This window comes from Shinella sp. S4-D37 (assembly GCF_040812195.1).
Taxonomy (GTDB): domain Bacteria; phylum Pseudomonadota; class Alphaproteobacteria; order Rhizobiales; family Rhizobiaceae; genus Shinella.
In genome coordinates this window covers 45,821-66,858 of the sequence record NZ_JBFNXL010000010.1, presented here as the reverse complement: position 1 = coordinate 66,858, position 21,038 = coordinate 45,821, and the positions used below count along the sequence as shown (strand labels likewise).

General features: G+C 67.9%; 18 protein-coding genes. 10 read left to right on the top strand and 8 right to left on the bottom strand.

What is annotated here, in order from left to right:
- Window positions 1-13 precede the first annotated feature (13 nt).
- From AB3G45_RS29405 to AB3G45_RS29395, 3 genes are all read left to right on the top strand, one after another.
- Window positions 14-244, top strand: a complete 231-nt coding sequence (locus tag AB3G45_RS29405; RefSeq protein WP_367834068.1) for a hypothetical protein — start codon at window positions 14-16, stop codon at window positions 242-244.
- A gap of 148 nt (window positions 245-392) precedes the next feature.
- A complete protein-coding gene (locus AB3G45_RS29400) occupies window positions 393-1,646 on the top strand; it encodes an MFS transporter (RefSeq protein WP_367834067.1) in 1,254 nt (417 codons plus the stop codon).
- 402 nt (window positions 1,647-2,048) lie between these two features.
- Window positions 2,049-4,031: a polysaccharide biosynthesis protein gene (locus AB3G45_RS29395; protein WP_367834066.1), complete on the top strand. Its 1,983-nt coding sequence runs from the start codon at window positions 2,049-2,051 to the stop codon at window positions 4,029-4,031.
- Between the two features lie 19 nt (window positions 4,032-4,050).
- Here AB3G45_RS29395 and AB3G45_RS29390 read toward each other — a convergent pair whose 3' ends face one another.
- Window positions 4,051-5,490 carry a calcium-binding protein gene (locus AB3G45_RS29390; RefSeq protein ID WP_367834065.1) on the bottom strand — a complete coding sequence of 480 codons (1,440 nt, stop codon included), beginning with the start codon at window positions 5,488-5,490 and terminating at the stop codon, window positions 4,051-4,053.
- Between the two features lie 147 nt (window positions 5,491-5,637).
- Window positions 5,638-6,585: an MYG1 family protein gene (locus AB3G45_RS29385; protein WP_367834101.1), complete on the bottom strand. Its 948-nt coding sequence runs from the start codon at window positions 6,583-6,585 to the stop codon at window positions 5,638-5,640.
- Between the two features lie 248 nt (window positions 6,586-6,833).
- Between AB3G45_RS29385 and AB3G45_RS29380 the strand changes: the two genes are divergently transcribed.
- The 7 genes from AB3G45_RS29380 (at window position 6,834) to AB3G45_RS29350 (ending at window position 14,857) form a co-directional block, all read left to right on the top strand.
- On the top strand, window positions 6,834-7,292 hold the full coding sequence (locus AB3G45_RS29380; protein WP_367834100.1) for a formate dehydrogenase subunit gamma: 459 nt from the start codon (window positions 6,834-6,836) through the stop codon (window positions 7,290-7,292).
- Complete coding sequence (locus tag AB3G45_RS29375) at window positions 7,289-8,845, top strand: formate dehydrogenase beta subunit (protein WP_367834064.1); 1,557 nt, start codon at window positions 7,289-7,291, stop codon at window positions 8,843-8,845. The genes AB3G45_RS29380 and AB3G45_RS29375 overlap by 4 nt, the downstream gene beginning before the upstream one ends.
- Before the next feature lie 11 nt (window positions 8,846-8,856).
- On the top strand, window positions 8,857-11,721 hold the full coding sequence (gene fdhF / locus AB3G45_RS29370; RefSeq protein ID WP_367834063.1) for a formate dehydrogenase subunit alpha: 2,865 nt from the start codon (window positions 8,857-8,859) through the stop codon (window positions 11,719-11,721).
- Between the two features lie 18 nt (window positions 11,722-11,739).
- The gene (locus AB3G45_RS29365) at window positions 11,740-11,976 is read left to right on the top strand and encodes a formate dehydrogenase subunit delta (RefSeq protein ID WP_367834062.1); all 237 of its coding nucleotides are present in this window, start codon (window positions 11,740-11,742) and stop codon (window positions 11,974-11,976) included.
- A 78-nt stretch (window positions 11,977-12,054) separates the two neighbouring features.
- Entirely contained in the window at window positions 12,055-13,488 is a 1,434-nt protein-coding gene (locus AB3G45_RS29360) for an OFA family MFS transporter (RefSeq protein WP_367834061.1), read from the top strand.
- Between the two features lie 13 nt (window positions 13,489-13,501).
- Complete coding sequence (locus AB3G45_RS29355; RefSeq protein WP_367834060.1) at window positions 13,502-13,627, top strand: hypothetical protein; 126 nt, start codon at window positions 13,502-13,504, stop codon at window positions 13,625-13,627.
- 153 nt (window positions 13,628-13,780) lie between these two features.
- On the top strand, window positions 13,781-14,857 hold the full coding sequence (locus AB3G45_RS29350; protein WP_367834059.1) for a substrate-binding domain-containing protein: 1,077 nt from the start codon (window positions 13,781-13,783) through the stop codon (window positions 14,855-14,857).
- 9 nt (window positions 14,858-14,866) lie between these two features.
- Here the strand turns inward: AB3G45_RS29350 and AB3G45_RS29345 are convergent, their stop codons facing one another.
- From AB3G45_RS29345 to AB3G45_RS29320, 6 genes are read right to left on the bottom strand one after another with little or no spacing between them, the layout of a single operon-like run.
- The gene (locus AB3G45_RS29345) at window positions 14,867-15,619 is read right to left on the bottom strand and encodes an SDR family NAD(P)-dependent oxidoreductase (RefSeq protein WP_367834058.1); all 753 of its coding nucleotides are present in this window, start codon (window positions 15,617-15,619) and stop codon (window positions 14,867-14,869) included.
- 6 nt (window positions 15,620-15,625) lie between these two features.
- Window positions 15,626-16,378, bottom strand: coding sequence for an SDR family NAD(P)-dependent oxidoreductase (locus AB3G45_RS29340; protein ID WP_367834057.1), 753 nt, complete (start codon window positions 16,376-16,378; stop codon window positions 15,626-15,628).
- The gene (locus tag AB3G45_RS29335) at window positions 16,375-17,406 is read right to left on the bottom strand and encodes a proline racemase family protein (RefSeq protein WP_367834099.1); all 1,032 of its coding nucleotides are present in this window, start codon (window positions 17,404-17,406) and stop codon (window positions 16,375-16,377) included. The genes AB3G45_RS29340 and AB3G45_RS29335 overlap by 4 nt, the downstream gene beginning before the upstream one ends.
- Window positions 17,403-18,872, bottom strand: a complete 1,470-nt coding sequence (locus tag AB3G45_RS29330) for an aldehyde dehydrogenase family protein (RefSeq protein ID WP_367834056.1) — start codon at window positions 18,870-18,872, stop codon at window positions 17,403-17,405. The genes AB3G45_RS29335 and AB3G45_RS29330 overlap by 4 nt, the downstream gene beginning before the upstream one ends.
- Window positions 18,873-18,890: 18 nt before the next feature.
- Window positions 18,891-20,123, bottom strand: a complete 1,233-nt coding sequence (locus tag AB3G45_RS29325) for an NAD(P)/FAD-dependent oxidoreductase (protein WP_367834055.1) — start codon at window positions 20,121-20,123, stop codon at window positions 18,891-18,893.
- Window positions 20,124-20,155: 32 nt separating this feature from the next.
- Complete coding sequence (locus tag AB3G45_RS29320; protein ID WP_367834054.1) at window positions 20,156-21,034, bottom strand: dihydrodipicolinate synthase family protein; 879 nt, start codon at window positions 21,032-21,034, stop codon at window positions 20,156-20,158.
- Window positions 21,035-21,038: the final 4 nt, after the last annotated feature.

Sequence of the window (21,038 nt, the reverse complement as noted above, 5' to 3'; positions counted from 1 at the left end):
CGGGGACCGGACAATGTTCAAGACGCTCATGGCAGTCGCCGCATGTACATCCGCGCTGTTCGCCGGCGCGCAAGGCGCCGAGGCCTTCGGGCCGGGAAGCCTGGCCCGCAGCCTCGGCCAGACCGCCGGAATCCAGTCTCTCGCCGCCCGCCAGGCGATCCTCGCGCCCGTCGACCTCGTGGAATTCTCCCGCGGCAACCGGCCGGCCGCGCCGCCGCCGGGCGCGGAATGGTCGCGGATCTGACCGCCGCCGCCCGCGCGGCCATGAGAGGCGCCGGCGCCGTTTGCCGTTGACAGATGTCTACGCCTCGGCTTCATATCCGCCGAGAGCCCGCCAGCCCGGCGCGCATCCCGTCAGCCACGGCCAGCCGTCCTTCCCGCAAGAGCCTCGCATGCATACTTCATCGGCGGACGACCGCTTCGCCGCGTTCCGGCACCGGTCCTACACCCTCTTCTTCTTCGCCCGTTTCCTCGCCGCCTTCGCGATCCAGATCATTTCCGTCGCGGTCGGCTGGCAGATGTACGAGGTCACGAAGAGCGCCTTCCTGCTCGGCATGATCGGGCTCGTGCAGTTCCTGCCCTCGCTGCTGCTCATCCTGGTCACCGGCCCGGTGACCGACCGCTACAGCCGGCGCTCCATCGTCTCGATCTGCCTCGTCGTCAGCGCGCTCTGCGCCATCGCCCTGCTGCTGCTCACCCTCACCGGCACCTTCGCGCCCGTTCCCGTCTTCGCCGTCCTCCTCGTCTTCGGCATCGAGCGCGCCTTCATGGGGCCGGCGGTGCAGTCGCTTTCGCCAAACCTCGTGCCGGAGAAGGACCTTGCCAACTCCTTCGCCTGGAACGCCTCGTCCTGGCAGACGGCCTCGATCGTCGGCCCGATGGCGGGCGGCCTGCTCTACGGGCTCGGCCCGACCGTGGCCTATTCGGTGGCCCTCGCCTTCATGACGGCGGCAGCGGCGCTGGTCTTCGTCATCCCCAAGCCTGCCCAGCGCAAGGTGGGCGAGCCGACGAGCTGGTCCTACATCCTCGCCGGCTTCCGGTTCATCCGCCTGGAGAAGGTGGTGCTCGGCGCGATCTCGCTGGATCTCTTCGCGGTGCTGCTCGGCGGGGCCGTGGCGCTGATGCCGATCTTCGCCTCCGACATCCTGGTGCTCGGCCCGCTCGGCCTCGGCCTCCTGCGCGCCGCGCCGGGCGTCGGCGCGATCACCATGGCGATCTTCCTCGCCACCTTCCCGATCCGGCACGGTTCGGGGATCAAGATGTTCGTCGGCGTCGCCGCCTTCGGCCTCGGCACGATGGTTTTCGGCCTGTCGCAGACGCCCTGGCTCTCGATCCTGGCGCTCGCCATCATGGGCGCCGGCGACATGATCTCGGTCTATGTGCGCGAAACCCTGATGGCGCTGTGGACGCCGGACGAGGTGCGCGGACGCGTCAACGCGGTCAATTCGGTCTTCATCGGCGCGTCCAACGAACTCGGCGAATTCCGCGCGGGCCTGATGGCGCATTTCATCGGGGCCGTTCCGGCCGTCGTCATCGGCGGCATCGGCACGCTGGCCGTCTCGGTGCTCTGGGCCTGGGGCTTCCCGCAATTGCGCAGGATCGACACGCTCGATGCGCCGGACCGCCGGCAAAGCCCCGGCGCGTGACGATGCACCGCGCCGTCGCGGCCCCTTTACCCCCGCTCCATGCCGCCGGCGCCTCCTGCGTTAACATTAATACGCACTAAACGCATGGTTGACGTCGTTTTCGGCACTCGCGCTCTGGCAAAAAACCCTAGATTGCATTAGAACTTCCTCCAAGGGGCGAGTGGGGGCTCAACGCGCTTTCCGGTTTGACTTTGTTTGTAGGCGTTTCCGGACGGCGGGGGCTGCGGCTTCCCGTGTCCTGGCGGGGGGCAAGGGCGTGGCGTTTTCCGGGGAAGTCCGTTTCGGCAATTTCAACGTGCAGCGGGACCGTGTCGCATTCCGGCACGCCGCGGACGGCGCGGCCGCCGGCCTGTCGCGGGCGGCTGCGGGCATCTGCCCGCCCTCCAAGGCGCGGGGGCCGAGATGAACCATCAGGCCCTTTCCAGGCTGTTCAAGCTGCGGCGCTGGCAGAAGCGCATGGTCCAGGTGCTGGTGGATACCGGGCTGATCGCCTTCAGCTTCTTTCTGGCGATGCTGCTCAGGCTGGACGGCCTTGCCTTCATGGCCGACCACCGGGTCTGGTATGCGCTGCTCATCCTGGTTCCCACCAGCCTCATCGTGTTCGCCCGGCTCGGCTTCTATCGCATCGTCATCCGCTTCATCGGCCTGCGCGTGCTGCCGACGATCCTCCTCGGCATCGTCGCCTCCGCCTCGGTGCTGCAACTCGTCATCCTGCTGATCGGGCTGCCGGTTCCCCGCTCCGTGCCGGCCATCTACGTTCCCATCGCGCTCATGCATATAGGCGGGGCGCGGTTCGTCCTGCGCGCGCTGTTCCTCAGCCGGGAATCGCGGCGCAAGACCCGGGTCGTCATCTACGGCGCGGGCGAATCCGGACGGCAGATCCTCTCCTCCCTGCGGGAAGGGCCCGAATTCGCCCCCGTCGCCTTCGTCGACGATTCCCCGCTCCTGCAGGGCACCGTCGTCGGCGCGACCCATGTCTATGCGCCGGACAAGCTGCCGTGGATCATCAAGACCTTCGGCGCCCAGAGCGTCCTCCTCGCCATTCCGAGCGCGAGCATGGGCCAGCGCGCGGCGATCCTGCGGAAGCTGGAAGCCTACCCGCTGCATGTGCGGACCATTCCCGGCATGGCCGACCTCGTGTCGGGCAGGGCCCGGATCAACGAGATCGCCGACGTCTCCATCGAGGACCTGCTCGGCCGCGATCCGGTGCCTCCGCGGCAGGACCTGCTCGATAAGGACATACGCGGCAGGACCGTGCTCGTGACGGGCGCGGGCGGGTCCATCGGCAGCGAATTGTGCCGCCAGATCCTCCGTCTCGGGCCGTCCCGGCTGCTTCTGCTGGAGATTTCCGAGTTCGCCCTCTACACGATCGATCTGGAACTGCGGCAGGCCGCCCTTCGCGAGGGCCTTTCGCTGGACATCGTGCCGCTGGTCGGCTCCGTGCGCGACAGCCGGCGCATCGAGGCGATATTGCGCCGCTTCCGCGTGGAGACGGTCTATCACGCCGCCGCCTACAAGCATGTCCCGCTCGTCGAGCAGAACATCATCGAAGGCGTCCGCAACAACATCCTCGGCACCCTGACGGTCGCCCGGGCGGCGGTGGAGACCGGCGTGCGGGCCTTCATCCTGATCTCCACCGACAAGGCGGTGCGCCCCACCAATGTCATGGGCGCGTCGAAGCGGCTGGCGGAGCTCATCTGCCAGGGGCTGGCCGGGGAGCAGCAGGCCACGCGGTTCTCGATGGTCCGCTTCGGCAATGTCCTCGGATCGTCGGGCTCGGTCATCCCGCTGTTTCGCCGGCAGATCGCGGCCGGCGGGCCGGTGACGGTCACCCATCCGCAGATCACGCGCTATTTCATGACCATCCCAGAAGCCGCCCAGCTGGTCATCCAGGCCGGCGCCATGGCGCGGGGCGGCGACGTCTTCGTCCTCGACATGGGCCAGCCCGTGCGGATCGCCGACCTTGCCGCCAAGATGGTGCGCCTCAGCGGCCTGACGCCCGTCATGACCGGCGAGCAGGGGCAGGGCCAGGCCCTCCAGTCGGGCGACATCGAGATCGTCTTCACCGCGCTGCGTCCCGGCGAGAAGCTCTACGAGGAGCTGCTGATCGGCGACGGTGCGGCGCCGACCCGGCATCCGCGCATCCTGACCGCGATGGAGGAGACCGTGCCGTGGCAGGCGTTGAGCCTCGTGCTGGGCAGGCTGAGCGCCGCCTGCGAGACCGGCGACCTTCCGACGATCAAGGCGCTGCTCATCGACCTGCCGATCCGGTATTCGCCCGCCGGCGAGGACTTCGCCGATCCGACCTGGAGCGGCGCGGCGGAAGGCGACGGGCGGACCGGCCCCTCGCTGCCGGGATACGGGGAACCGATCCTGGCGGGATGAGCCGCCCGCAGCCGCCCGGTCAGGAGATGATGTCGAAGTCCGAGACGGTCACGGAGAGGCCCTTGTCGAGGATCGCGAACAGCACGGCCTTGCCGCCGCCATTGCCGTCGGCGTCGTACCACAGCTTGCCGCTCGCCTTGTCGTAGAGGATGCGGTCGGAGGCGTCGTGCGCCTTCGCGCCGGCGTAGAAGGCACCGGACGACAGGTCGCCGACCTTGCCGACCTTGGTGAAGATCGTCCTGTCGAGCAGGATCGTGTCGTCCTTCACGGAGAAGTCGTCGATCGTGTCGACATTGGTGGAGCCGAGCTTCGTGTCGAAGACGAAACTGTCATTGCCGCTGCCGCCGGACAGGAAATCCTTGCCGAGGCCGCCGAAGAGCTTGTCATTGCCGCCCTGGCCCCACATGCGGTCGTTGCCGCTGCCGCCCGACATGCGGTCGTTGCTCTTGTCGTCCGCCTGCACCTCGCCGGGGATCGACCATTTCTGCGGCGTCATCGTCTTGCCCGTCGTCCCGTCCCAGGTCAGCGTCAGCGCCTCGCCGAACCAGTCCCCGCGGAGCTTTTTCTCCGAGCCGCCATACATGCGGTCGTTGCCGCTGCCGCCGTTCATCACGTCCTTGCCGTAGCCGCCATACATCAGGTCGCTGCCGGATTCGCCGTAGAGGGTGTCGTTGCCCCACTCGCCATGCATGTAGTCGCCGCCGGCACCGCCATACATCTTGTCCTTGCCGCGCCCGCCCAGCAGCTGGTCGGCCCCGTCCTTGGCCGCCGCGTCGGAACCGTTGGCTTCCAGGCCGGAAATGTCCGACTTGCCGTAACCGTAGATGAAGTCGTCGCCGTCGAGGCCGACCGCGATGTCGCGGCCGGGTCCCATCTGGATCTCGTCGGCGACCTTGCCGGTCCAGGCGAAGTCGTCGCCTTTCCCGGCCACGACCTTGACCGGTTCCGTCGCATCGGAAACCCTGAAAAGCTCCGGCCGGTTGCCGACGCCCATGAAAGCCAGGGTCGTGCGCAATTTGGCATGGTGCAGCAGGTCGACCTGATAGGTACCCTGGTCGCCGTGGTTGTAGACCTGGAAGGAGATGACATCGGCACCCGCGGGTATCGTCAGGGTGCCGGTCATCTTTTCGTCGCTCAGGAAGTTGAGCTTGAAATTCGGCCCGAAGGTTTCCATGTAGGTGTAGGTATAATCACCCCAGCCGACATGGATATCCGTCCCGGAAGAGCTGGAGAAGGAGACCGTAACCTTGTCCCCCGGCTTCAGGCCGGACTTTGCTATGTCGAGCGCGAAGTAATCGGCAGTATCCTGTCCAAGATATTCGCTGAGAGACCCCTTGTAACGTCCGACGACGTCCCTGTCCAACTCGAAGACCGGATAACGATCGAATTCGCCGCCATATAGATCTTCGTTATACGTGTCACCCTGGGTAAACTCCGAATATAGCTGTACGCTTGCCATTCATGCCTCCCCGGCCGACCGCATCGCCTGCCGGCGATACATCCCGTCTATAGTATCTTTCCTCCGAAAAACCCTGTCAATGCGGCAGGAAAAGCGGGAAATGCTCTTGGCGTGCGGGCGATGCCCCTTCGCGGGACAAGCTTCCCGTCAGGCCGGAACGGGGGACGTCCCGTCCGGCGCGAGCGCCTGCGCGACCGCGATCCCCGCCATGGCGAGCGCGGCCTCCCGCGTCCGTGCCGCGGCGATGAAGCGGCCGTTGTGGCAGAAGGTTGCGCCGGCCACGCCGCAGGCCGCCGCAAGGTCCTCCCCGGTCAGCCCCGCCCAGGCCGCCGGCAGGTCGGCGCGCAGCGCGAACCCGTCGCCCGACCGGCGTATGCCCGTCAGGCACCAGTCGGTTTCCCGCGGATGGACGACGAACAGGAGATGGTCTGCGCCCGCCTTCACGATGGCGGGCCGGAACGGCATGCCCAGGGGAAGCTCCAGCACCCGCCCCTCGCCGGCCGCCGCGATCGCCCGCAGCACGATCGCCTCCGCGCGCAACTTGGCGGCGCCCTGCTTTAAGGCGGCCTCCACGAGGCTGCGCGCGATGGAGAGCGCCGCGTGGAACGCCCGGTCGTCGGCCTCCGGCGTCCTGTCGTCGAAGACCGGCTTCAGCGTTTCCAGGAGGACGGGCAGCGTCAGCTTGGCAAGGGCACCGGCGGCCGAGGGCTCCAGGGCGCCGTTGTCCATCAGGTCGACCGGCAGCACGAAATCGAGGTCGAAGGCCGCATGGAGGGCATCGACATCGGCGGCGGGGACGTCGAGGGCCTTCAGGAAATCCCGCCCGAACTGCCGCCAGACCAGCCCGAAGGAGCTGAACGGCCTGCCGTCGTCGCGCAGCGGCGCGCCGCGCTGGTGATGGTCGAAGATCCCGGCGGCCGGATCGAAGGCCCCGCCGACGTCGTAGACGATCCTGTCCGGCCCGGGCGTGATCCATTCCGGCGCGCGGCTGCGCACGAGGCGGGCATCGGGGAACAGGCGCGTCAGGATCACGCTCGACAGGAGCTCATCGGCATGGAAGCCGCCGGAATGGGTTACGAGAAAGTCGGGGACCATGCTGTTCAACCTGCCGTTCCTGTTGCGGATCACCGGCGTCGGATACCCATTGCAGGCCGGGGTTTCAAGGGGGCGGCCGCGCGGGCCGGCGCCCGGCACCATAGTGGCATTCGACTTCATATTCTCATGCGGACATAATTTCATATTCAACAGTTCCACCCTTTTGACGACAATCAAACCGTTCCGCTCCTTGGCGCGGAACCCAGTTTGTCAACGCGTCGGGAGGAGATGCCGTGAGCAAGTGGAGCCTGTGGAACGATACGGTCGCACGCGATCTCATCGATGACGCGAAAGGCGCGCCCGGCGCGCTGCTGCCCATCCTGCATACGCTGCAGGAAACCTTCGGCTATATCGACCGCGCGGCGGAAGCGCTGATCGCCGAGGCCCTGAACATCTCGCGCGCCGAAGTGCACGGCGTCGTCACCTTCTACCACGACTTCCGCCAGTCGCCGCCGCCCGCCCACACGCTGAAGCTCTGTCGCGCCGAGGCCTGCCAGTCGATGGGCGGCGACCGGCTCGCGGCACGGGCCAAGGCCCGGCTCGGCGTCGACTTCGGCGAGGCCACCGCGGACGGGCGCATCGGCCTCGAACCCGTCTACTGTCTCGGGCTCTGTTCCGCCGCGCCGTCCGCCATGCTCGACGGACGGATCACCGCGCGCCTCGACGAGGCCAAGCTCGACGCCCTCCTGACGGAGGCAGCACGATGAGCCTGCGATTGTTCGTTCCCTGCGATGCCGTGGCGGTGGCGCTGGATGCCGACCGCGTCGCGGAGGCCCTGCTTGGGCAGGCCGCGGCGCGCGGCATCGCCGTCGAGATCGTCCGCACCGGCTCGCGCGGCCTGCACTGGCTGGAGCCGATGGTCGAGGCGGCGGGGCCGGACGGCCGCATCGCCTACGGACCCGTCACGCCGGCGGACGCGGCCGGCGTGCTCGACGCCGTGGTGGACGGGACCGCCCATCCGCTCCGGCTCGGCGATCCGCAGGAGATCCCCTTCCTCAAGCGGCAGACGCGGCTCACCTTTGCCCGATGCGGCATCGTCGATCCGAAATCGGTCGAGGACTATCGCGCCCATGGCGGCTATCGCGGCCTTGCCCGCGCGCTGGAGATCGGCCCGGCGGCCATCGTCGCCGCGGTCACCGAATCGGGCCTGCGCGGGCGCGGCGGGGCGGGTTTCCCCACCGGCATCAAGTGGGACACGGTGGCCAAGGCGGCGGCCCCGCAGAAATACATCGTCTGCAATGCCGACGAGGGCGACAGCGGCACCTTCGCCGACCGCATGATCATGGAAGGCGATCCCTTCGTGCTGATCGAGGGCATGACGATCGCCGGCATCGCCACCGGCGCCACCTGCGGCTACATCTACATCCGCTCCGAATATCCGCACGCCATCGCGGCCATGGAGGCGGCGATCGCCGCGGCGCGGCGATGTCGCATGCTCGGGGCGTCCGTCGCGGGCTCTCCCCACGCGTTCGACATGGAGGTGCGCGTCGGCGCCGGCGCCTATGTCTGCGGCGAGGAGACGGCGCTGCTCGACAGCCTGGAGGGACGGCGCGGCGTCGTGCGCGCCAAGCCGCCGCTGCCCGCCCACAAGGGGCTGTTCGGCCGGCCGACCGTCATCAACAACGTCCTGTCGCTCGCCTCCGTGCCCGTCATCCTCGACAGGGGCGCGGCCGCCTACCGCGACCTCGGCATGGGCCGCTCGCGCGGCACGATGCCGATCCAGCTTGCGGGCAACATCCGCCATGCCGGCCTGTTCGAGGCGGCCTTCGGCGTCACGCTCGGCGAGCTGGTGGAGGAGATCGGCGGCGGCACGGCGAGCGGCCGGCCGGTACGCGCCGTCCAGGTGGGCGGGCCGCTCGGCGCCTATTTCCCGCGCGAACTGTTCGACACGCCCTTCGACTACGAGGCCTTCGCCGCCAATGACGGCCTGATCGGCCACGGCGGCATCGTGGTGTTCGACGATACCGTGGACATGGCGCGCCAGGCGCGCTTCGCCATGGAATTCTGCGCCGTGGAATCCTGCGGCAAGTGCACGCCCTGCCGGGTCGGCTCGACCCGCGGCGTCGACGTGGTCGACCGGATCATCCGGGACGAGGAGCGCCTTGCCAATATCGAGCTGCTCAAGGACCTGTGCGAGACCATGAAATTCGGCTCGCTCTGTGCGCTGGGGGGCTTCACGCCCTATCCGGTGATGAGCGCGCTGACGCATTTCCCAGAGGATTTCGGCATAACGCCGCCCGCCCGCCAGGCGGCCGAATAAAGGAGCGTGCGATGGCAAAGGGACAAGAGGCCCACGGGCTGATCGAGGAAACCGACTACGGCACGCCGGCCTCGAAGGCGGCGGAAACGGTGACGCTGACCATCGACGGGCGCACGGCGACCGTCGCCGCCGGCACCTCGATCATGCGCGCGGCGATGGAGATCGGCACCGAGATCCCCAAGCTGTGCGCCACCGACATGCTCGACGCGTTCGGCTCGTGCCGCATCTGTCTCGTCGAGATCGAGGGCCGCGCCGGAACGCCCGCCTCCTGCACCACGCCGGTCGCAGACGGCATGACGGTCGTCACGCGCTCCGAGCGCCTCGACCGCCTGCGCAAGGGCGTGATGGAACTCTACGTCTCCGACCATCCGGTGACCTCGCTCGAACCGGACGGCGAGCGCGGCGGCGACCTTCTGGAGGTGGCCGCCGCCGTGGGCCTGGAAGAGGTGCGCTACGGCTTCGAAGCGGTCAAGCACCGCGACACCGGCATCGACCAATCCAACCCCTATTTCACCTACGACCCGGCGCAGTGCATCGTCTGCTCGCGCTGCGTGCGGGCCTGCGATGACGTGCAGGGCACCTTCGCGCTCACCATCACCGGCCGCGGCTTCGGCTCGCTGATGGCGGCCGGCAGCGATCAATCCTTCCTGGAGTCCGACTGCGTGTCGTGCGGGGCCTGCGTGCAGGCCTGCCCGACCGGCTCGCTGCGCGAGAAGACCGTGCTGGACATGGGCAAGCCCGAATGGTCGAAGATCACCACCTGCGCCTATTGCGGCGTCGGCTGCTCCTTCAAGGTGGAGATGAAGGGCGAGGACGTCGTGCGCATGGTCCCCTGGAAGGACGGGCAGGCCAACCACGGCCATTCCTGTGTCAAGGGCCGCTTCGCCTGGGGCTACACCAACCACCGCGACCGCATCCTCAACCCGATGATCCGCGCGCGGATCACCGATCCCTGGCGCGAGGTGAGCTGGGAGGAGGCGATAAGCCACGCCGCCGCCGAGTTCAAGCGCATCCAGGCGAAATACGGCACGCGCTCGGTCGGCGCGCTGACCTCGTCGCGCTGTACCGACGAGGAGACGTTCCTCGTGCAGAAGCTGGTGCGCGCCGGCTTCGGCAACAACAATGTCGACACCTGCGCGCGCGTCTGTCATTCGCCGACCGGCTACGGGCTCGGCAAGACCTTCGGCACCTCGGCCGGCACGCAGGACTTCGATTCCGTCGAAGAGACCGACGTGATGCTGGTCATCGGCGCCAACCCGTCGGACGCCCATCCGGTCTTCGCCTCGCGCATGAAGCAGCGCCTGCGCCAGGGCGCCAGGCTGATCGTCATCGACCCGCGGCGCACCAACCTCGTCCGCTCGCCGCATATCGAGGCGGCCTATCACCTGCCGACGCTGCCGGGCACCAATGTCGCCATCCTCAACGCGCTCGCCCATGTCATCGTCACCGAGGGCCTGATCGACGAGACCTTCGTGCGCGAGCGCTGCGACTGGGCGGCGTTCCAGGACTGGGCGGAGTTCGTCTCCCAGCCGCGCTACAGCCCGCAGGAGATGGCGGCCGTCACGGGCGTTGCCGCCGACGACATCCGCGGCGCCGCGCGGCTCTACGCCACCGGCGGCAACGCGGCGATCTATTACGGCCTCGGCGTCACCGAGCACAGCCAGGGCTCGACCGCGGTGATGGCCATCGCCAACCTCGCCATGGCGACCGGCAATGTCGGCCGCTCGGGCGTCGGCGTCAATCCGCTGCGCGGCCAGAACAACGTGCAGGGCTCCTGCGACATGGGCTCGTTCCCGCACGAATTCTCCGGCTATCGCCACGTCGCCGACGAGGGCGTGCGCCGGCTGTTCGAGGTCGACTGGGACACGCCGCTGGCCAAGGAGCCGGGCCTGCGCGTCAACAACATGATGGACGCGGCCGTCGACGGCACCTTCATGGGCCTCTACGTCCAGGGCGAGGACATCATGCAGTCCGATCCCGACGCGCGCCACGTCGCGGCGGGGCTGGAAGCGATGGAATGCGTCGTCATCCAGGACCTGTTCCTCAACGAGACGGCGAACTACGCGCATGTCTTCCTGCCCGGCGCCACCTTCCTGGAGAAGGACGGCACCTTCATCAACGCGGAGCGGCGCATCCAGCTCATCCGCAAGGTGATCGAGCCCAGGGCCGGCATGGCGGACTGGGAGGTCACCGTGGCGCTCAGCAACGCGCTCGGCTATCCGATGCACTACGACCATCCCGCGCAGATCATGGACGAGATCGCCCGGCTGACCCCGACCTTCGCCGGCGTCAGCTTCGCAAGGCTGGAGGAGATGGGCTCGATCCAGTGGCCCTGCAACGAGAAGGCGCCGAACGGCACGCCGGTGATGCATGTCGGCGACTTCGTCCGCGGCAAGGGCAACTTCATGGTGACGGAGTATTTCGCCAGCAACGAGCGCGTCGGCCCGCGCTTTCCCCTGCTGCTCACCACCGGCCGCATCCTCAGCCAGTACAATGTCGGCGCGCAGACGCGCCGCACCGGCAACGTGGTCTGGCACGACGAGGACCTGCTCGAAATCCACCCGCACGACGCGGAGGAGCGCGGCATCGCCACGGGGACATGGGTGAAGCTGGCAAGCCGCGCGGGCGATACGACCCTTCGCGCCCTCGTCACCGACCGCGTCGCGCCGGGCGTCGTCTACACGACGTTCCATCACCCCGACACCCAGGCCAACGTCGTGACCACCGACGCCTCGGACTGGGCGACGAACTGTCCGGAATACAAGTGCACGGCGGTGCAGGTCTCGCTCTCCAACGGGCGGTCCGAGTGGCAGGAGGAGTACAGCGCCTTCTCGCAGAAAAGCCGGAGGGTGGCGCCTTCCGAGGCCGCGGAATAGCAGGAGGAGGAAGGATCGATGGACCCCGACAAGCTTATCCTGATGGCCAACCAGATCGAGCAGTTCTTCGCCACCCAGAGCAAGGACAGGGTGGCGAGCGAGGTGGCCGACCACCTGCGCAAATTCTGGGAGCCGCGCATGATCGAACGGATCTGCGCCCATATCGAGGCGGGTGGCGAGGGGCTTGCGCCCGCCGCCCGCAAGGCAGTGGAGGCGATCGCCGCGGAAAGGAAGGCGGAGGCGACGACGGCATAGGTGCGGCGTGAGGCGCCGCGCCGGGGACGGACCACCATAAGAACAACTGAGAGCAAGTCTTAGGAGGAGGAAACTCTCATGACCAACACCAACACTGCCGGTCCCGCTTCGGGATCGCTGCTTCCGTTCCTGGACCGGAAGCACACCATAGCCAAGCCGGGCTACAGCCGATGGATGGTGCCGCCGGCGGCCCTTTGCGTCCATCTGTGCATCGGCCAGGCCTATGCCTTCAGCGTGTTCAACCTGCCGATGACCAGGCTGCTCGGCCTCACGGAATCGACGCCCGACGACTGGAAGCTGACCGACCTCGGCTGGATCTTCTCGATCGCGATGGTGTTTCTCGGCATTTCGGCCGCGGTGTTCGGCCGCTGGGTCGAGGAGGGCGGCCCGCGCAAGGCGATGTTCACCGCGGGCTGCTGCTGGGCGGCCGGCTTCCTCATCTCCGCCTTCGGCGTCTATGTCCACAATCTGTGGATCATCTATCTCGGCTATGGCGTGATCGGCGGCTGCGCCCTGGGCATCGGCTATATCTCGCCGGTCTCCACGCTGATGAAATGGTTCCCCGACCGTCCCGGCATGGCGACGGGCATGGCCATCATGGGCTTCGGCGGCGGCGCGATGATCGCCTCGCCGCTCTCCGTCTGGCTGATGAACACGTTTGCGACCGCAAGCGATGTCGGCGTGCTGTGGACCTTCATCACCCTCGGCCTCGGCTACTTCGTGTTCATGATGGTGGGGGCGGCGATCGTGCGCGTCCCGGCCCCGGGCTGGAAGCCGGAAGGCTATGTCGCCCCGGCCACGCCCACCAAGCTGATCACCAAGAACGACGTCTATGTCTACGACGCGGTCAAGACGCCGCAGTTCTGGCTGATCTGGTGCGTGCTGTTCCTCAACACCACCGCCGGCATCGGCGTTTTGGGGCAGGCCTCGGCCATGAGCCAGGAGATGTTCCCCGGCCAGATCACCGCCATCGCCGCCGCCGGTCTCGTCGGCCTGATGAGCGTGTTCAACATGGGCGGCCGCTTCTGCTGGGCCTCGCTGTCGGACTTCATCGGCCGGCGCAACACCTACTTCGTCTACATGACGCTGGGCTTCATCCTCTACGTCACCGTGCCCTTCGCCGGGGGAACCGGCAATGTGGTCCTGTTCGTCTGCTGCTTCCTCATCATCGTGAGCATGTATGGCGGCGGCTTCTCGACGGTGCCGGCCTATCTGCGCGACATGTTCGGCACGCGCTATGTCGGGGCCATCCACGGCATTCTCCTGACCGCCTGGTCGGCGGCCGGGATCGTCGGCCCCGTCCTCATCAACTACATCCGCGAATACAACATCACCCACGGCATTCCGAACGCGCAGGCCTACAACGTCACCATGTACATCATGGCGGGGCTGCTGGTCGTCGGCTTCATCTGCAACTTCTTCGTCAAGGCCGTCGACCAGCGGTATCACATGAAGAGCGAACCGGACGGCGCCGGCCTGTCGCCCGCCGCCTCGCAAACCGCGAAAGCCTGAGGGAGGATACGCAATGCAGAGCGACGACACCAGAAAGACGCCCCCGTTCGTGATCGCCCTGGCCTGGGCCTTCGTGGGCATCCCGCTGCTGGCGGGAATTTCGCAGACGCTGCTCAACGCAGCCAAGCTGTTCCAGTAGCGCCATGGCGGCCACGAGGGTTCTCCGCGTGGCCGCCCTCCCGGTGGAGCGGCGTGCCGCGACCGCCGGTTTCATCCGCGTTCCGGTTGACGACCGGCGCGGGAGCCTGTCAGATAGACCCGTCAGGTGCCTTCGCGCCGGGGTGATACCCGAATGGTAAGAATAAACATCGAGCCGACGTGGCATTTCACCAACGATCGCTCCCCGCATTCGATGCGCGTCCTGCTGAGCTTTCTGAGCGAGATCCAGGCATCGGGAACGCTTGCGACCGCCGCCGTCAATGCCGGCATGTCCTATCGGCACGCCTGGAACCTCGTCGACAAATGGTCGTCCTTCTTCGGCGAGCCGCTGGTGGAGCGCCACCGGGGCAAGGGCACGCAGCTGACCGCGCTCGGCGGCAAGCTGGTATGGGCCGAGCAGCACCTGAAGGCGCGCCTCGACCCGCAATTGCACAATATCGCGCAGGAACTGGAGATGGAGCTGGCGAGCCTCCTGCCGCGGGTGCCGCCGTCGATCCGCATCCACGCCAGCCACGGCTTCGCCATCGCGAAGCTGCGGGAATTCCTGCTGCTCGAGCCCGATCTCGGCGTCGACCTGCGCTACATGACCAACCAGGCCTCGCTGGATTCATTGATGGCGAAGGAATGCGAGCTCGCCGCCATCCACCTGCCGCACGATGCGCTGCGCCGCCGCGCCGCCACGGCCTTCAAGGCCTGGCTCGATCCGGACGTGTTCCGCGTCATCGGCTTCGTGACGCGCGACATGGGGCTGATGGTCAAGCGCGGCAATCCGCTGGCCATCACCGGTTTCGACGCGCTGCGCGATCCGCGCATCACCTTCGTCAACCGCGATCACGGCTCGGGCACCCGCACCCTCCTGGAACATCTCCTGACGCAGGAGAAGATCGACGGCCGCGTCATCACCGGCTACCAGAACGTGGAGCTGACACACGCGGCGGTGGCAGCCCATGTCGCCCGCGGCATGGCCGATGCCGGCTTCGGCGTCGAGGCGGCGGCGGTCCAGTTCGACCTCGACTTCATCCACATCGTCACGGAAGACTATTTCTTCGTCTGTCGCGAGCCGGTGCTTCGCTCCAACGTCACCAAACGGCTGATCGACATCATCAGCGGGCCGGAATACCGCCGCGCGGTCGGCACCCTGCCCGGCTACTCGGTCTCGGATGCGGGCGTGGTGAAGACCGTGAAGAGCTTCCTGCGCAGCCATTCCTGACGGCCGCCCTCAGGCGACCGCCTGCGCCCCCGTGATCTCCACCAGCGAGCCGCACATGAACGCGGCCTCGTCGGATGCAAGAAAAGCCACCAGAGCGGCGACCTCCTCCGGCCTGCCGATGCGGCCGAAGGGCACCAGCCTGTCGAGATCGGCGATGGTGCGGCCCGAACGCCTCACCCCGGCCTCCAGCATGGGCGTGTGGATCTCGCCCGGGCAGACGGCATTGACGCGGATCCCGTCCGGCGCGTAGTCGCGGGCAAGGTTCTGCGTGAAGCTTGCCACCGCCGCCTTCGTGACATTGTAGGCGATGTGGTCGGGCGCGGGATGAAGCCCCCATTGCGAGGCGGTGTTGACGATGGCGCCGCCGCCCGCCGCCACCATGTGCGGCAGCGCCGCCTGGCAGAGGTGGAACATCGCGTCGACATTGACCGCGAAGCTGAGGCGCCAGTCCTCCGGCGTCAGCGCCAGGAGGTTGCCGCGGCGGTTGATGCCGGCATTGTTGCACAGGACGTCGATGCGCCCTTCGGTGGCGATGACGCTCTCGACGATCGCCCGGCAGCCTTCGGCGGCCGAGATGTCGCTGGCGAAGGCGCGCGCCCTGCCGCCTTCGGCAACGATCTGCGCGGCGGTCGCCTCGGCGCCCTCGCCGTTCATGTCGGTGACGACGACCTCAGCGCCCTCGGCGGCGAAACGGGCGCTGATCGCGCGCCCGATGCCGCCGGCAGCCCCGGTGACGATGACGACCTTGTCCTTGAAACGCATGGGAATTTACCTCATGTAGCTGCCGCCGTTCACGTCCAGCACCGCGCCGTTCAGCGAGGCCTGCGAGGGACGGAAGGCGAAGGCGGTGATCTCGCCGATTTCCTGCGGGTCGGCCATCCGGGCGATGGGGATGCCGGCAAGGGCCGCCGCCTCGCCGTGCTCGGCGATATAGGCTTCGGCCATTTCGGTGCGCACCCAGCCGGGCGCGAGCGCGACGGCGGTGACGCCCTCGTGCCCGTGGCTCTGCGCGATGGATTTGGTGAGGTTGATCAGCGCGGCCTTCGAGGCGCCGTAGGCCATGGCGCCGGACGTATAGCCGCGCTGGCCGGCGCGGCTCGCCATATTGACGATCCGCCCGCCGCCATTCGCGCGGAAATGCTCGATGGCGAGCTTCGACAGATCGACCGCCGAGAGGAAATTGACGCGCATCTCGCGCGCCCAGACGCGCTGCCATTCCGCCATCGGCGCATCGATGGCGACCTCGGAGCGGATGCCGGCATTGTTGACGAGGCCGGTCAGCCGGCCGGCGGCGGCAAGCGCCCCCTCCCACAGCCTTTCGGGCCCGGCCGGGTCGGACAGGTCGGCCGATACCGCCCGGCCCCTGCCGTCCAGCGCCTTCACCAGCGCCTCGGCGGCAGCGCGGTTGCGGCCGTAATGGACGACGACGCTCGCCCCCTCCACCACGAGCGCCCGGCAGATCGCCTGCCCGATGGCGCCCGTCGCGCCGGTGACGAGGATGGATTGTCCCGACAGTCTCATAGGTCCCCCACCTGCGGCCCCCAGGTATCCGACAGGGCGAAGCCTACCCCGAACGGATCCTGCGGATCGAGCCGCAATTGCTGGCGGCCGAAGACATAGCCCCGGCCGGTAATGCGCGGCAGAACGGCGGGGCGGCCGCCGACCGTGGTCTCCCCGAGGATCTCGGCGGTGAACTCGCCGCCGATGATGCTGCGCGAGACGCGACTGTCGCCGGTCTTCGCGCGGCCCCGCGCATGGAGGATCGCCAGATTGGCCGAGGAGCCCGTGCCGCAGGGCGAGCGATCCACCCGGCCGGGCTTCAGCGTCGTGCAGGTGAGGACCGAGCCGTCCGGCTGGTACTCGCGGAACATGACATAGGCGATCCCGTCGAGGCCGGGGATTTCCGGAAGCCCGACCTCGACCTGCCCGGCCAGCAGCGCCTTGATATCGGTGCCCGCCTCGGCAAGCGCACGGGCCGCCTCCGGCACGATGCGCAGCCCCACCTGATCAACGTCGACCTGCGCATAGAACACGCCGCCGAAGGCGATGTCGCCGGTGATCATGCCCCATTCCGGCGTGTCGATCGTAACGTCCAGCGCATGAACGAAGGCCGGGACGTTGTCGAGGCTGACCGACAGGCAGCGCCCGCCTTCGCAGCGGGCGCGAGCGACGATCAGCCCGGCCGCCGTATCCAGCCGCACGACCGTTTCCGGCTCCGTCATCGCCACGCGGCCGCTCTCCAGCAGCGCCGTCACCACGCAGATGCAGTTGGAGCCGGACATCGGATGGGCGCGGTCCGGCTGCAGCACGATGAAGGCCGCATCGGCATCCGGCCGGGTCGGGGCTAAAAGCAGGTTCGTCGTATGCACGACCTGCGCGCGCGGCTCGCGCGTCAGAAAGAGACGCAGCGAGGGGTCCACGTCGTTGAGGTGGTTCATCTTGTCGAGGATGGTTGCACCCGGAATGTCGGGCGCACCAGCGAGAAGAACATTGCCGCTCTCGCCCTGGCAATGGACGAGCAGGATATCGAGCGCCTTGTCGAAGGTCATTTCAGATACCATCCCCACGGCTCCTCGCTGACGAGGCGGGTGATCTGCTTCGTCTCCAGATAGTTGTCGAGGCCCCAGCGGCCGAGTTCGCGGCCGATGCCGGACTGCTTGTAGCCGCCCCAGGGCGCCTCGGTGAAGGTCGGCTGCGAGCAGTTGATCCAGACGATGCCGGCGCGGAAGGCCTTTGCCACGCGCTCGCAGCGCGCGTCGTCCGCCGACATGACGGCGGCGGCGAGGCCGAAGCGGGAATCGTTGGCAAGCCGGATCGCCTCCTCCTCCGTCTCGAAGGGGTGGATGCACACGACGGGGCCGAAGATCTCCTCGACCCAGGCGTCGCTGTCGAGCGCCATGTCGGTGAGGATGGTCGGGGCGACCCAGAAGCCCTTGTCGAAGCCGTCGTGGCGGCCGCCGCAGGCGACGGTCGCGCCCTGCTCGACGGCGCGGTCGATGTGGCGCAGCACGTCCTCGTACTGGCCCCTGTTGACGAGCGGGCCGAGTAGCGTGCCCGCGTCGAGGCCGTTGCCCATTCTGATCTTCCCCGCCTCCTCGATCAGCCGCTCCAGCAGCTTCCGATAGAGCGGGGCCTCCACCAGCACGCGCGAGGTGGCCGAGCAGACCTGGCCCTGGTTCCAGAAGATGCCGAACATGATCCATTCGACGGCCTTGTCGATATCGCTGTCGGCGAAGACGACGAAGGGCGACTTGCCGCCGAGTTCCAGGCTGATGCGCTTGATGTCCTTCGCGCCCGCCGCCATGATGCGCGAACCGACCGGGCCGGAGCCGGTGAAGGCGACCTTGTCGACCGCGGGGTGCTCGACCAGCGCCTGCCCGACGACCGAGCCCTTGCCGGAAAGCACGTTCAGCACGCCTTTCGGCAGGCCCGCGGCCTCGGCGATGCGCCCGAGTTCCAGCGCCGTCAGCGAGGTGGTCTCGGCGGGCTTCAGGATCATCGTGCAGCCGGCCGCGAGCGCCGGCGCGACCTTCCAGGAAGCCATCAGCAGCGGATAGTTCCACGGCACGATGGCGACAGCCACACCGAGCGGCTCGCGCACGGCCCTGGAGACGAAGCGCGCATCGGCAAGCTTCACCTCTTCGACCTCGCCGTCCAGTTCCTCGGCGAGATCGGCATAGAAATCGAAGCAGCCGGCGGCATCCGCCAGGTCCCATTCGGATTCGGGCAGCGGCTTGCCGTTGTCGCGGGTCTCCAGCCGCGCCAGTTCCGGCAGGCGATCACGGATGCCCTCAGCCATGGCGCGGAGATATGTCGCGCGCTCCCTGCCGGAAAGGCGCGGCCAGGGGCCGTTGTCGAAGGCTTCGCGGGCTGCCTTCACGGCTGCCTCGGCGTCTGCCGCGCCGGCGGCGGCGATGTGGTGGAAGACCTCTTCCGTCGCCGGATCGATCACCGGAAGCATGGCGCCGTCGGCCGGGGCGACCCATTTTCCATCGATGAAAAGCGTGTTCTGCATGGTGTCCTCACATGGGATTCAAAAGCGGTCGATGCGGTAGGGGCGCATGTCAAGGGGCGGTGTGGCGCCGGTGATCAGGTCGCCCATCAGGCGGGCGGTCGTCGCGGCATAGGTGACGCCGAGATGGCCGTGGCCGGTGGCGTAGAAGACGCCCGGCACCTTCGCCGAGGCCGACATGACCGGGACGGTATCCGGCAAGGCCGGGCGATGGCCCATCCATTCGGAAAAATCCTCGCAGCGCAGGTTCGGCAGGGCCGCCTGCGCCCGCCGCACGGTGATCTTCGAGCGGCGATAGTCCGGCGGCGCATCGAGGCCGGCCATCTCCACCGTGCCGCCGACGCGGATGCCGCCCGCCGTCGGCGTGACCATGAAGGCGCGGGCCGGCCAGATGATCGAATGGCGCATGGAAATGCCCGGCGCCATGATCTGCGTATGATAGCCGCGCTCGGTTTCGAGCGGCATCGGCTCGCCCAGCATCTTCGAAAGGAGCCCGCTATGGGCGCCGGCCGCGATCACCACCGCGTCGGCGGCAATGGAATCGCCCCCGGCGAGCCGGACGGCGGTGATGCGGCCCGACCGGTCGAAGCCGGCGACGGCGCCGCGGCGGATCTCGCCGCCGAGCGCGGCGAAGCGGTCGGCAAGAGCGGTCACCAGCCGGAAAGGGTCGCGCAGGCTGCGGTTCTGCGGGAAGAGCACGGCAAGGCCGATGCTGTCCGACAGTTCCGGCTCCAGCTCCCGCGCCTCCTCTCCCGTCAGGCGGCGGTGCGCGAAGCCGAAGCGTTCGAGGATCCCGATATGCTCGCGGTCGGCGCGGAACTCCGCCTCGTCCCTGTAGAGCGAGAGGCAGCCCTCCTCCGTCAGCTCGCCTTCGAGGCCCGTTTCCCGCAGCAAGGGCAGCAGGTCGTCATAGACGCGCTTGCAGAGCGCCGCGCCCTCGGCCTCCAGCCGGCGCAGCTTGCCTGGCCGTGACGCAGCGACGAAGCGGGCGAACCAGGGCAGGAGCTTGGGCATATAGGCCGGGCGAACCCGCACCGGCCCTTCCGGATCGAGCATCCAGCCGGGGATCTGCCGCCAGACCGACGGGCGCGAGGCGGGCATGAACTCGGTCACGGCGATCGAGGCCATGTTGCCGTAGGACGCGCCGCGCCCCACCGCGTCCCGCTCGACGAGCACGACCCGTCGCCCGCGCTTTTGCAGTTCGTAGGCGATGGCCGTGCCGATGATGCCCGCGCCGATCACGACCGTGGTCATGCCGTTTCCTCCCGTTCGATCCGAGGACCGGCCTACCAGCTGAGGATCGGCTGCATGGCGGCGCGGAACTCCGCCTTCTCCGCGTCCGTCAGGGGACCGAGCGGCGCGCGGCATTCGCCGACCGGCAGGCCCTGCAATTCGCAGCCATACTTGATCTTCTGCACGAACTTGCCGGATTCGAGGATGTTCATCGCCCGGTAGAGCGTCTTCATCATCTCGCGCGCCTTGCCGAGATCGCCGGACCTGTAGGCGCGGTCGAGATCGCAGCAGGCCTTGGCCATGCAGTTCGCCGGACCGCAGATCCAGCTTTCCGCGCCCCAGAACATGAAATCGAGCGCGATGTCGTCCGAGCCGGAAACGAGCTGGATGCGGCCCTCGTAGCGGCTGGCGATGTCGATCGCGCGTTGCAGCACGCCCGAGCTTTCCTTGATGCCGATGACGCGCGGATTGTCGGCGAAATGGTCCATCAGGTCGAAGCTGATGTCCGAGCCGTCCTTGGCGGGATAGCTGTAGAGCACGAGATCGACGTCGACGGCGGCAAGCACCGCTTCATAGTGCCTGATCAGCTCTTCCTGGGTCGGGCGGGTGTAGAAGGGCGGCGCCAGAAGGACCGTGTCGTAGCCGATGTCCTTTGCGAGCGCCGTCTGCTCGACGACCTCGCGCGTGGCGGGCGCGTTGGTGCCGGCGATCAGGATTTCGCCGGGCCGGGCGAAGTCCTTGACGAACTGGAGCACGTCGCGGCGCTCCTCGGTCGACTGGCTGAAATATTCGCCGGTCGAGCCGTTCGGCACCCAGCCGGTGACCCCGGCCTCACGCAGGTGGACGAGCAGCTTTTCGAACGCCTTGAAATCGACCCGGCCTGCGGCATCGAAGGGGGTGACGAGGGCGGGCATGACGCCGGACAGTTTCATGGGG